Source organism: Achromobacter sp. HZ34, assembly GCF_002209485.1.
Lineage (GTDB): Bacteria > Pseudomonadota > Gammaproteobacteria > Burkholderiales > Burkholderiaceae_B > Bordetella_C.
The window spans coordinates 1-13,509 of record NZ_NJIX01000012.1 but is presented as its reverse complement, the minus strand read 5'-3'; the positions used below and the strand labels follow the sequence as shown (position 1 = coordinate 13,509).

Here is a 13,509-nt window from a genome sequence, read left to right as displayed (position 1 = left end):
AATGGGGTGCAAATTTGAAACCAATGACAGTAGTGCGGCTCGTGTGCGGGTTCGCGTTGGTCGTCACCTTGGGCGGCTGTTTCGACGGCAGCTCGCACGATGACGATTCGGATACTCCGCCGGCGACCACGCCGACCGACCCGGCACCGCCGGACACTTCGACGCCAGCTCAATGCACTACCACGCATTGCGCGCCGGCGCCTTGAGGCCGATACCTCCGATTTCTCCTCCGCCTGTCCAGGCGGTGACGCAGACTCAAGTGCACGATGCATGTGCACGATCCAGGTGACACGAGACAGCATGAGCTTCAATCCTTCGAAACGCAGATTTCTGCAAAGTTCGCTCGGCACCGGTGCCGCGGCCATGGCGCTCAACGCCTTCCCGCCCGCCATCCGCCGCGCCCTGGCCATCGAGGCCAACAACGTCACTGGCACCATCAACGACGTCGAGCACGTCGTGATGCTGATGCTGGAGAACCGCTCCTTCGACAGCTACTTCGGTACGTTCAAGGGCGTACGTGGCTTCGGCGACCGCTTCCCCATCCCCACGGCCACTACCCCCAACGTTTTCTACCAGACCTATACCGGCACGGCGACGCCGGGCGCCGGCACCATCATTCCCTACCACCTGGACGAAGCCGCGGGCAACGCCATTCGCGCGGGCAGCACGCCGCATACGTGGCTGGACTCGCAAGCGGCCTGGGACCAAGGCCGCATGAGCAACTGGCCCGACGCCAAGAAGCCGCTGGCCATGGGTTACTACGAGACCGCCGAAGTGCCTTTCCAGCGTTCGCTGGCCGACGCCTTCACGCTGTGCGATCACTACCACTGCGGCATGCACACGGGCACTATCGCCAACCGTCTGTTCTATTGGACCGGTACCAACGGCCCCAATGGCACGGATCCCGCCGGCGGCGCCTATACGCCCACCGCGGGCCTGAACAACGAGTTCAACGGCGGCAACGACATCGGCGCATCGACCGCCGGGTGGACGTGGACCACCTACGCCGATCGCCTGGAAAAAGCCGGCGTGAAGTGGAAGGTCTACCAGAGCCTTATCGACAACTACGGTTGCAACGAGATGATGGGCTTCCGTCATTGGCGCAAGGAAATCGAGAATATGCCGGTCGCGCGTCGCCCGGTGTACGTCAACGGCAACATCGCCAACACGGCCCCCAATGCCGCGGGCGCGTTCTACGATCCGGCCATCGACGATGCCTTGAGCCCGCTGGCCAAGGGTTTCCACAACACCATGCCCTACGGCTTCCTGGAGACCTTCCGCGAAGACATCTCCAACGGCAAGCTGCCCTCGGTGTCGTGGATCATCCCGCCGTCGATCTACAGCGAACATCCTGGTCCTTCCAGCCCCACGCAGGGCGCCTGGTATGTGCAGGAAGTGCTGGACGCGTTGACCTCCAACCCCGAGGTGTGGAGCAAGACGGTCCTGCTGATCAACTACGACGAGAACGACGGCTTCTTCGATCACCTGCCGCCGCCGACCGCGCCTTCGCATTTCGCCGACGGCAGCGTCGCGGGTGGTTCCACGCTGGCCGATACCGACATGGCGGTCGAATATCACAACTACGCGCCTATCGACGCCACCCAGCCGGCCGTCGATGGCAAGCCCTTCGGCCCTGGCCCGCGCGTGCCGATGTGGATCGTCTCGCCCTGGAGCCGTGGTGGTTACGTGAACTCGCAGGTCTTCGATCACACCTCGACGCTGATGTTCCTGGAAAAGCGTTTCGGCGTGGCCGAACCGCAGATCAGCAAGTACCGCCGTGCGGTTTGCGGTGACCTGACGTCGTGCTTCAACTTCGTCAGCCCCAACGTCGATGCGCTGGAAACGCTGTCCGGCCGAACCGACAAGGCCACCGCGGACAGCTTGGCGGCGGCCCAGGCCGCCAAGACGGCGGTGCCGATTCCGGCCGCGACCAGCAGCACGGCGCTGCCGGTGCAGGAGGCCGGATCGCGCCCGTCGCGCGCGCTGCCCTATGAACTGCACACCACTGCGCACGTCGCCGCCGGCGCCAGCACGGTGACCCTGGAGTTCGCCAACAACGGTACGGTGGGCGCGGTGTTCCACGTCTACGACAAGAAGCATCTGGACGTGGCGCCCCGTCGCTACGTAGTGGAAGCGGGCAAGTCGCTCAGCGGCGTGTGGACGGTGCCGGTCGGAGACAGCGGTGCCTACGATCTGTGGGTGCTGGGCGCCAATGGTTATCACCGCGAGTTCGTCGGTAATCTGAACGAACAGACGGCCGCTGGCGGTCCCGAGATCCAGGTTTGCTATGAAGTGTGCGATCCGGCCCAGGTGGTGGTGAAGCTGTACAACAACGGCAGCACCGCGACGACGTTCACCGCGGCCGCCAAGGCCTATCGCACGGATGGCCCGTGGACGGCGACGGTGCAGCCTGGCCAGGTAGGGGAGTTGAGCTGGGCCTTGGGCGATAGCAGCAACTGGTACGATTTCCTCGTGACTTGCACGGGAGCTGCATCGTTCCAGCGCCGCTTCGCTGGACGCATCGAGATCGGGAAGGACTCGGTCACGGACCCCGCGATGGGGACCGGCGCTCGATAATCGTCGCTAGACGGGTGTTGAGCTTGCGTTGAGTTTGCATGGCATCGCGGCCTCTTCGGAGGCCGCGATTTTTTGTGGGGTGGTCTGGGGCCTGGGTTCGGGACCCTGGCTCGGGGCGCTGGTTCCGGCGCCTGGTTCAGGGCGCCAATGCAAAGCCCCGGGTTTGGACTCAATAGCCGGGCGCGGCCACGACGGTCGGCTCGGACACATTGATACGGCGGGCGATTTCTTCTTCGATCATTTCCGTGTCGACGCTTTCGCCGTTGTCCAGCTTCAAGCCGCTGTAGCGGAACACCACCATGGTGCGCTTGAAGGCACGGCCCTTGTGGGCGCCCGTGCGCCACAACAGCAGGCTCAGGCGCAGGCCCAGCCCGCTCATGCCACGGAATTCCGGCACGCGGTCCTTGTCCTCAGGGGCGATGGTGAACGACATATTGCGTTGAGGCTGCATCAGCGAGCTATAACGCTCCACCTGCATGTCGCCGATGATGTCGTAGGGCAGCAGGCCTTCGCTGTTCACGAACCAGATACCGTCTTTCTTCAGGATGAAGATGGGACCCTTGGCGCTGGTGGCGTTCAACACAGCGGAAGAGAGCGTCCACAGGCCGCACACCAGCAGGAAGACCGCGAACCAGGTGTTGCCCGTCATCTTCATCAGGGCGTAGATGCCGAGGACGGTCGTGCAGATGCCGATAAATCCCAACCAATACACGATGCGCTTGGTTTCGACGAATACCAAGTCTTCCATCAACGGCGCTTGCTTCATTTCCGTGCTCTCCTGTGATCGATGCTGAATCGCGGATGAATGTAGCTCAGCAATAAGCTGCGGAATTTGCATTCTGTAAATTGGGACGGGTCATAACGTAACGATTCGCGACACCGTGACTGCTGGGTTGACCAGGATTGCGCAGTAGGAAGCGTGCGAATAAGGGAAAACCAGGGGTGGCTAAGTTACTCTTAGTAACGCGCTGGTCTGGTGCAGAGCATTGCCGCCGCGAGCGCAGGGGCGACTTCGTCAGTTCCGGGGGCTGCGGGCGGCGCAGTCGCCACCTCAGGCGTTGGCGAGGGCCTTGATCGACGTTCGCAGGAAGTTCATCAGCAATTCGCCACTGCGCCCGAGGCCGCTGCGCTTGGGCCAGACGCCACCGATGTCCATGGTGGGTACTTCATCGCTGATATCGCGCCGCAGGATCCGACGGCCTTCGAGCGACCAGGGGCGGTAGACCAGATCGGACAGGATGGTCACACCTTGCTGCAGGGCCACCAGGCTGCGCACCGCTTCCGGCGAGCGGCTCTGGTAGCGCACGCGGGGCGCCAGGCTATAGCGACCCCAGTACTTGCCGACGGTTTCTATGTGTTCGTCCATGTCCAGCATGATGTAGTCGGCTTCGGACACGTCGCGCAGGGTGACCTTGCCGGCCTGCTGCAGCGGGTGGTCCGGATGCGTCCACAGGCGGCGCGGCGACCGCAGCATGGTGTCGTATTGCAGCTTGTCGAAGCGGGTGAGGTTGGAGACGATGACCAGCCCCAGGTCCAGCTGGCCGCGCAGGAGGCGTTGCTCCACGTCGTGGCGTTCCAGCTCCATGACCTGCAGGCTGAGATTGGGGAAGCGTTGTGCCACCGCGGCGATGACCGCCGGCATCAGGTAGGCGGAGATCGTTTCCGTGACGCCCAGCCGCAGGCTGCCGCTGACTTCGTCGGGCGCCGCGCGCATGTCGTCGAGCGCGCGATCGAAGGCCCCGGTCACGTTCTGCGCGTGACGCACGAAGCGTTCACCCTCGTCGGTCAGGCGCAAGCCTTTGGCGTGCCGCACGAATAGCGGCACGTTCAGCGAGTCTTCCAGATTGCGCAGGGCAATGGTCATGGTCGACTGCGAAACGTTGCAGCGCAGCGCCGCCTTGGAAACCTGGCCGGTTTCAGCCAGGGCAAGGAAGTATTCGAACTGACGCAGGGTAATGGGGGTAGGCATGGCGTCCTTCAAGAACGGTGGAGCGGCCCAGCGGCGCGGTGCTGCGGCTTGGCAGGCGATATCGATTATCTCAATAATCTGCCTTCAAAAATTTATATTAGCAATATCGCTCGCCTGGTCCTAGCATGTGGGTTCGAAGAAAGACGTTCAGGCATCGGGGAAAATGGGCGCAATCGAGATCAGCGGCTACTGCACCTTATGCCGTTCACGTTGCGGCACACGCAACATCGTCGACCACGACGCGCTGCTGCGTGTCGTGCCGGACACCGCGCACCCTACCGGGCAGGCCATGTGCATGAAGGGCCGCGCCGCGCCGGAACTGGTGCACAGCCCCCATCGCATTCTGCATCCCATGCGCCGTACCCGGCCCAAAGGGGATGCCGACCCCGGCTGGGAACGTATCAGCTGGGAAGAAGCGCTGACCCTGGTGGCGGCGCGCCTGGGAGAAATCCGCGACCAGAGCGGGCCGGAAGCCGTGGCCTTTAGCGTCACCACCCCCTCCGGCACGCCGCTGTCCGACAGCATCGACTGGATCGAACGCTTCGTGCGCGCCTTCGGCAGTCCCAACATCTGCTACGCGACCGAAATCTGCAACTGGCACAAGGATTTTGCCCACGCCTTCACGTACGGCAGCGGCATGCCGGTGGCGGATTACTCAGGCGCGGGCCTGATTCTGCTGTGGGGCCACAATCCCACCAACACCTGGCTGGCCCAGGCCAACGCCATCGGTGTCGGCCGTGCGCGCGGCGCCCGGCTGATGGTGGTCGATCCTCGCCGCACCGCGCTGGCCGGACAAGCCGACGCCTGGTTGCCGGTACGTCCCGGGACCGACGCCGCGCTGGCGCTGGGCCTGATCCATCAGCTACTGGACACACAACGCTACGACGCCGCTTTCGTGCGGGAGTGGACCAACGCCCCGTTGCTGGTACGCGTTGACACGGGGCACTTCCTGCGGGCCGAGGATGTGGCTTGGGATGACGTGCCTTGCGGCAAATCGGCCGGCGCTGTTGCGGGCGCTGGGCCACGGGCTGGTTTCACGGCTCCAGACGAAGCAGCTTCGGACGACGTGGCTTCGGACGCCGCGTCCGGCACTACGAACGAGTCGACGCCCACGCCGGTCTTCGTCGCATGGCGCGGCGACCTTGACGGTCCGGCGCCTTATGACACCCGCCTGGCCGCGGCCGACCAGGGCGGCGCGCACTACGCCCTGAGCGGCGCCTACGACATTCCCTTGCACGATGGCCGCGGCGTACGCTGCCTGCCCGTCCTGGCGCTGCTGGCACGGGAGGCGTCCGCCTACACCCCGGCGCGCGTAGCGGAAATCACCAGCGTGCCGCCGGAGACCTTGCTGGCGGCCGCCGACCTGCTGGCGACCAGCGGCCCGGTCGCCTACCACGCGTGGACGGGCATCGGCCAACACAGCAACGCCACGCAGACCGAAAGAGCCGTGGCGGTGCTGCATGCCTTGACGGGCAGCTTCGATGTCCCGGGCGGCAACCGGCAGTACGCGCGGCATGCCGTGAACAAGGTCAATGGCCTGGACCTCATCAGCCCTGCGCAAAGCGCCAAGGCCCTGGGCCTGGCGGAGCGCCCCTTGGGGCCGCCTGCGAATGGCTGGGTCACTGCCCGCGATCTGTACAAGGCCATCCTGGAAGGCCAGCCTTATCCCGTGCGTGCCCTGTTCGGCTTCGGCTCCAATCCGCTTGCCTCGCAAGGCGATGTCGAGATGGCGGAAGCCGCATTGCGGGCACTGGAATTCCACGTCCATCTCGACCTGTTCGAAACGCCGAGTGCGCGATATGCGGACGTGTTGCTGCCGGTGAATACGCCGTGGGAGCGCGAAGGGCTGCGCGTGGGATTCGAGATCAACCAGGCGGCCGAGTCGCGCATCCAGTTGCGTCCCCGCATGGTGACGCCCCGAGGCGAGTCACGCTCGGACAATGACATCGTCTTCGACCTGGCTTGCCGCCTGGGCATGGGCAACTTGTTCTTCGATGGCAGCCTGGAGCGCGGCTGGGACCACATCCTTGCCCCTTTGGGTATCCGGGTCGCGGACCTGCGAGCGGCCGGAGGAACCTTGAGTCCGGCCCTGCGCGGCAGTGACCGAAAGTACGCGCTGCCGGACGCCGCAGGACCAGACCGCCCGCGGCGGGCCGGTTGGCCCCTGGCCGGCGCCACGGCTGTGCCACGCGCGCAGCCGGTCACCGGTTTCGCCACGGAAACGCGAAGGGTCGAACTGTATTCCGAACGTCTGCTGCGCCACGGTTACGCACCGATGCCAGTCCACGCGGCGTCGCCGGCCGAAGCCGGCGGCAGCCAGTATCCGCTGGTGCTGACTTCGGCGAAAAGCGGCTACTACTGCCACAGCCAGCATCGGTCCCTGGTGTCCCTGCGCAAGCGGGCACCGTTGCCGCGCGCGGCATTGGGACGCGGGCTGGCGGCGCGCAAGGGTATCGTCGACGGTGATTGGGTGCGGCTTGCCACGCCGGTGGGACAGGCCCGCTTCGTTGCGCTGGTCGATGACGACCTTAATGACGATGTAGTGGTGGCGGACTACGGCTGGTGGCAACCGTGCCCGGAGATAGGGCAGGAAGGCTATGCCGTGCGGGCGCCGGGCGGCGTTTCAGGCAGCAACTACAACGCCCTGATCACGGCCGCGCAGGCAGACCCCGTCAGCGGGTCGGTTCCGATGCGGGCCTTTCCCTGCGATCTGGAGCGCGATGCCTCGGTCGATCCGCAACGTCGGTCCTGGACCGGCACGCGCGCCTTCGTCGTCAGCCATCTTTATCCCCGCACGCGCGACGTGCTCGAAATCACTTTCACCGCCGCCGATGGCGGGACCTTGCCCGACTATCAACCGGGCCAGCACGTCACCATCGAAGTCGCTGCCGGTCCGGCGGAGAAGCTGCTGCGCGCTTATTCCCTGGTCGGATCCGCGATTTCGCCTGCCACCTCGCCCCGCCGCGAGTATCGCGTTGCCGTACGCCGGCAATACGGCACCGGCACGGATGGCGCAGCGTGGCACGGCCGTATGTCGGGCCATCTGCACAAGCAACTGCGCTTGGGCGACAGTGTTCGCCTGGGTGCGCCGGGCGGCAGTTTCATCGTACCGACGCGTTCGCCCAAGCCGCTGGTGTGTTTCGCCGCGGGTATCGGCATCACGCCTTTCATCGCGCACCTGGAAACCTTGGCCGCGCAGGCGCAGGAAGCGGGGGCGTCGCGGGAACTGCCCGAAGTGTGGCTGCACTACGCCAACCGCAATGGCCGCCATCATGCCTATGCCGAGCGTTTGGCCGAGCTGCGCGCGCGGCTGCCGCGCTTGACGATCGTGGACTACTACGCCCATCCCTTGCCCGAGGATGGCCGCGGCGCCCGGCGGCTGGACGCCGCCTGCGTGGACGATTCGCTGCTGCGCCGCCGTGCGCGTTTCTATATGTGCGGATCCGAAGCGATGATGCGCAGCCTTACCGAAGACCTGATCGCGCGGGGCGTACCCGCATTCGATATCTTCAGTGAAGTCTTTAGGTCGCCGCCCGCGCCGGTCCTCGGCGGCGACGCTACTCATGCGGTGCGCTTCGCGCGGTCGGGCGATGTGACATCCACCTGGACCAGCGCACGCGGCACCTTGCTGAGCTTCGCCGAGAGCCAGGGCCTGAACCTGCCCAGCGGCTGCCGGGTGGGGCAGTGCGAAAGCTGTGCGGTGCGCATCGTCAGCGGACAGGTGCGCCATCTGCATGGGGCCGAGCCGGAGGATCCGGACATCTGCCTGACTTGCCAGGCCGTGCCTGTCGCGGATCTGGTGCTTGACGCTTGAATTATTTATCGAAGCATGACGCAACAACGGACACAACCAAGGGGAAATGCATGAAAACTGAAGCTCTAGCCAAACAAGCGCCCGCCGAAGCGGAATCGGGAGGCGGCCTGGAACGCCTGGCCGCCGGTGTTACCGCCTGGTCGGAAAAGTGGTTCCCGGACGCCTACATCTTCGCGGTCATTGCCGTGCTGGTGTGCGCGCTGGGCGCCGTCGCCATCGGCGCACCGGTGCAGAAAGTGGGCATCGCCTTTGGCGACGGCTTCTGGTCCTTGATCCCGTTCACCATGCAGATGGCGTTCGTGGCAATTTCCGGCTACGTGGTGGCCGTTTCGCCGCCGGCCGCCGGCTTGATCGAGCGCCTGGCCCGCCTGCCCAAGACGGCACGTGGCGCCATCTGCTTCATCGCTTTCATCAGCATCGCCACGTCCCTGTTCAACTGGGCCATCAGCCTGATCTTCAGTGGCTTGCTGGCCCGCGCCTTGGCGCGCCGCACGGACCTGCGCATGGATTACCGCGCGGCAGGTGCCGCCGCGTATATGGGCATGGGCGCGACCTGGGCGCTGGGCCTCAGCTCCGCGCCCGCGCAATTGCAGGCCAATCCGGCCAGCTTGCCGCCGTCGCTGTTGCAGATCACCGGGGTGCTGCCGTTTTCGGAGACCATATTTCTGTGGCAGTCCATGGCAATCGCGGTGGCGTTGACCATCGCCACGTTGATCGTGGCGTTCTATTCCACCCCGCGCGGCGACAAGGCCGTCACTGCGCAGGACCTGGGCGTGGATGTCAGCCAGCCGGTGGCGAAGGCCGCGCCGCCTTCGCGTCCCGGGGATTGGATGGAGTACAGCCCGATCCTGACCCTGCTGATCGTGGCATTGGGCGGCATCTGGATCTACAACGAGTTCAGCACCAAGAATGGCGTGCTGGCGATTTCCAATCTGAATACCTATAACTTCCTGTTCCTGATGCTGGGCATGTTGTTGCACTGGCGCCCGCGCAGTTTCCTGGCCGCGGTGGCCAAGTCGGTGCCGTCGGTGGGCGGCGTCCTGATCCAGTTTCCCTTGTATGGCGGGGTGGCCTTCATCCTGACCAAGGCGGCTGGTGCTGACGGCCATACTTTGACGCACATGCTGTCGTCGTTCTTCGTATCGGTGTCGTCGCATGCGTCCTTCCCCGCCTTGATGGGTGTCTATTCGGCGGTGCTGGGCTTCTTCGTGCCCTCGGGCGGCGGCAAGTGGATCATCGAAGCACCTTATGTCATGCAGGCCGCGAATGATCTGCACGTCCACCTGGGCTGGGCCGTGACCGTCTATAACGCCGCGGAAGCCTTGCCCAACCTGATCAATCCCTTCTGGATGTTGCCTTTGCTGGGTGTGCTGGGCGTGCGTGCGCGCGACGTGGTCGGTTTTACGTTTACGCAATTGATCGTGCATGCGCCTATCGTGCTGATCATGTTGTGGGCGCTGGCGTCCACGCTCGACTACAAACCGCCGATGCTGCCGTAAGCGGTCGATTGCCGCGCCCCGATCATGGGGTGCGGCAATCAGGTGCGGGGCAATCAGGTGCGCGGCTATCGATCGCCACCGGCCCGGCTGGACAAGCCCCATCCAGTCCGTTCCTGACACATCTCAAACTCCCGTCGTATCGCACGGTGAGACGAGTCGTACCGGCTACTTTCGCACAGATAATCACTGCCTTCATGTAGCTTCTACGCGATAGGCTATTCCTAAATTTGCGATTAATTTCTGCTAAGCCCGCAGGTTTGTGCTGATCAATATCGTATTGATACAAATTCGTTGCGTACCATGTACTTGAGGACAATGCCCGGGGGGTAAGGGATCCATAGGATCACCAGATCCTTTTGGAGTAACCCTCATGGCCTACACCCTTCCCGCCACCATTCTTCAGATCACCGGCCAAGCCTGGATGCGTAATGCTGACGGCTCGCTGACTGCCTTGCATGTAGGCAGCCACATACCGCCGGATACGGAGATCGTGACCGGTCCTGGCGCGACGGTATCGCTGCAGGTCGAGGGGGGGATGCCTATCCTGATCGGCGAGAACAGGGATGTTTCGCTGACGCAAGACCTGACTGCCGGCGCAGACAAGAGCGAAGCCAGCGTGGCCAACCCGCAAGGGACGGATTCGGACCGCTTGCTGGCGGCCCTGCAGTCCGGCCAGGATCCTTTCGACACCCTGGATCCCACCGCGGCGCTCGTATCCGCCGGTTCCGGCGATGCCGGCGGCAGCAGTTTCGTGCGCCTGGCGCGGATTCTGGAGCAGACCACGCCGCTGGACCTGGCCTATCCGCGTCCTGCTGGTGCCGAAGAGACAATACTCCAGCCGACCGGAGGTGGCGCCGACACGACGAACGACACCGCTGCGAACGGCCCCGCTACGACGGGGACCAATAGCGTTTCGCTGGTTTCGGGCAATGGCGAAGGTACCGTCAAGGAAGACACCACCCTGTCGTCCACTGGCAAGCTGCTGGTCCTGAGCACGGATCCGACTCAGGAGGTGTTCGCCCCACAGACGAATACCGCAGGCGCGCATGGGACTTTCTCGATTGGCGCTGACGGGACCTGGTCCTATCAGTTGAACAACGCCGATCCCGCGGTCCAGGCGCTTGCCGTGGGCGAGAGCATGACGGAAAGCTTCACGGTGCGGTCGGCTGATGGCGCGACGGGCACCGTGACCGTGACCATCCAGGGTACCAATGACGCGCCGGTGATCGATGCGCCGAGCGGTTCCGACACCGGATCGGTGACGGAAGACGCCGCGCAGGCCGCGAGCGGCCAGTTCAGCAAGACGGACATCGATACTACCGATACCCATACCTGGAGTGTCGTGGGCAGTGCCAAGGGTACCTATGGCACGTTCAGCGTGGACCAGACCGGCAAGTGGACGTATACGCTGGATAACGCGGCCGCGCAGCCGCTGACCGCCAAGGACCACATCACCGAGACCTACACCGTTCAAGTCGATGACGGCCACGGCGGCACGGCGACGAAGACGGTCACTGTGACGATCAATGGTGTCGATGACGGCGCCATCATCACCCCGCATGCGGTGGGGGCTGACGCCGGCACGGTGAAGGAAGACACGACACTCCAGACCAGCGGCAAGCTGGATGTGGTCGATCCTGACGCGGGCCAGGCCGCTTTCGTGGCGCAGACCTCCAAGTCGCAGTTCGGCACGTTTACCTTGGGAACCGATGGCACGTGGAGCTTCACGCTCGACAACGCGGCCAGCGCGGTGCAGGCCTTGGGCGTCAATGACACGCGTACGGAGACGTTCACGGTCGCCACGATCGACGGTACGACCAGCACGGTCAGGGTCCAGATCCTGGGCACGAACGACGCCCCGACGATCACTGCTCCGGCAGGATCGGACGTCGGCTCCTTGACCGAGGACACCGCGCAGACGGCAAGCGGCCAGTTCAGCAAGGTTGACGTGGATGCGAGCGATACGCACACGTGGACCGTGGATGGTAATGCGAAGGGGGCTTATGGCACCTTCAGCGTTGACCAGACCGGCAAGTGGACGTACACGCTGGATAACGCAGCGGCGCAATCCTTGACCGCCAATGACCACATCCAGGAAACCTATACCGTCAAGGTTGACGACGGCCATGGCGGGACCGACACGAAGTCGGTGACGGTGACGATAAACGGCACGGACGATGCGGCCATCATCACGCCGCATGCCGTGGGCGCTGACGCGGGTACGGTCAAGGAAGATACGACGCTCCAGACCAGCGGCAAGCTGGATATCGTTGATCCGGATGCTGGTCAAGCGGTGTTCGTGGCGCAGACGAACGCTGCGGGCCAGCACGGTACGTTCTCGATCACGTCCGATGGCACGTGGACGTACAACCTGAATAACGCCGACCCGGCAGTCCAGGCGCTGGGCGTGAACGAGTCGATGACCGAGAAGTTTACGGTCACGTCGGCTGACGGTACGCCTGCCACCATTACGGTGACGATCCAGGGCACGAACGACGCGCCGGTGATCGGTGCGCCTGCAGGTTCGACGGTTGGTTCTGTCACCGAAGACGCCACGCAGACGGCAACGGGGCAGTTCAGCCAGCAGGACCTCGATACGAACGACATGCACACTTGGACGGTGGACGGCAACGCGAAGGGCGCCTATGGCACCTTCACGGTTGACCAGACCGGCAAGTGGACCTATACGCTGGACAATGCAGCGGCTCAGCAGCTGACCGCCAAAGATCATATCCAGGAAACGTACACCGTCAAGGTGGACGATGGCCATGGCGGGACCGACACGAAGTCGGTGACTGTGACGATCAATGGTGCGGATGACGGCGCCATCATCACGCCGCACGCGACTGGCAGCGATGCCGGTACGGTTAAGGAAGACACGACGCTTCAGACCAGCGGCAAGCTGGACATTGTGGATCCCGATGCTGGCCAGGCGGTGTTCGTCGCGCAGACGAACGCAGCAGGTCAACACGGTACGTTCTCGATTACGTCTGATGGCACGTGGACGTACAACCTGAACAATGCTGACCCGGCGGTTCAGGCGCTGGGTGTCAACGAGTCGATGACCGAGAAGTTCACGGTCACGTCGGCAGACGGCACGCCTGCGACGATCACGGTGACGATCCAGGGTACGAACGATGCCCCGGTCATCACGGCTCCGGCTGGCGCCACTGCCGGTTCGGTGACGGAAGACGCAGCGCAGACGGCGACGGGCCAGTTCAGCCAGCAGGACACCGATACGAACGACAGCCACACCTGGACGGTGGATGGCAACGCGAAGGGCGCCTACGGCACCTTCACGGTTGACCAAACCGGCAAGTGGACCTACACGCTGGACAATGCAGCAGCGCAATCGCTGACCGCCAAGGACCATATCCAAGAGACCTATACGGTTAAGGTGGACGACGGCCACGGCGGAACCGACACGAAGTCGGTCACGGTAACGATCAATGGCACGGACGATGCGGCCATTATTACCCCGCATGCAGTAGGTGCGGATGCTGGTACCGTCAAGGAAGATACGACGCTTTCGACCAGCGGCAAGCTAGATATCGTTGATCCGGACGCCGGCCAAGCGGTATTTGTCGCGCAGACGAACGCCGCAGGTCAACACGGGACGTTCTCGATCACGTCCGATGGTACGTGGACGT

Annotated in this window: 6 protein-coding genes; 4 read left to right on the top strand and 2 right to left on the bottom strand. The window is 64.0% G+C overall.

Features of this window, described 5'->3' with window-relative positions; all coding sequences use genetic code 11:
- Positions 1–300 precede the first annotated feature (300 nt).
- Positions 301–2,577: a phosphocholine-specific phospholipase C gene (locus CEY05_RS30360; RefSeq protein WP_088601256.1), complete on the top strand. Its 2,277-nt coding sequence runs from the start codon at positions 301–303 to the stop codon at positions 2,575–2,577.
- Between the two features lie 169 nt (positions 2,578–2,746).
- On the opposite strand, the gene CEY05_RS30355 is transcribed toward CEY05_RS30360, so the two are convergent.
- Positions 2,747–3,343: a hypothetical protein gene (locus CEY05_RS30355; protein ID WP_088601255.1), complete on the bottom strand. Its 597-nt coding sequence runs from the start codon at positions 3,341–3,343 to the stop codon at positions 2,747–2,749.
- A 285-nt stretch (positions 3,344–3,628) separates the two neighbouring features.
- Positions 3,629–4,546 (bottom strand): LysR family transcriptional regulator, encoded by a 918-nt coding sequence (locus CEY05_RS30350; RefSeq protein ID WP_088601254.1) that lies wholly within the window; start codon positions 4,544–4,546, stop codon positions 3,629–3,631.
- Positions 4,547–4,709: 163 nt separating this feature from the next.
- Here CEY05_RS30350 and CEY05_RS30345 point away from each other — a divergent pair, with 163 nt between their 5' ends.
- From CEY05_RS30345 to CEY05_RS30335, 3 genes are all read left to right on the top strand, one after another.
- Positions 4,710–8,360 (top strand): molybdopterin-dependent oxidoreductase, encoded by a 3,651-nt coding sequence (locus tag CEY05_RS30345; RefSeq protein ID WP_088601253.1) that lies wholly within the window; start codon positions 4,710–4,712, stop codon positions 8,358–8,360.
- Between the two features lie 50 nt (positions 8,361–8,410).
- A complete protein-coding gene (locus tag CEY05_RS30340; RefSeq protein WP_088601252.1) occupies positions 8,411–9,859 on the top strand; it encodes a short-chain fatty acid transporter in 1,449 nt (482 codons plus the stop codon).
- A gap of 370 nt (positions 9,860–10,229) precedes the next feature.
- On the top strand, positions 10,230–13,509 hold a 3,280-nt coding region (locus tag CEY05_RS30335; RefSeq protein WP_088601251.1), incomplete at its 3' end, for a retention module-containing protein.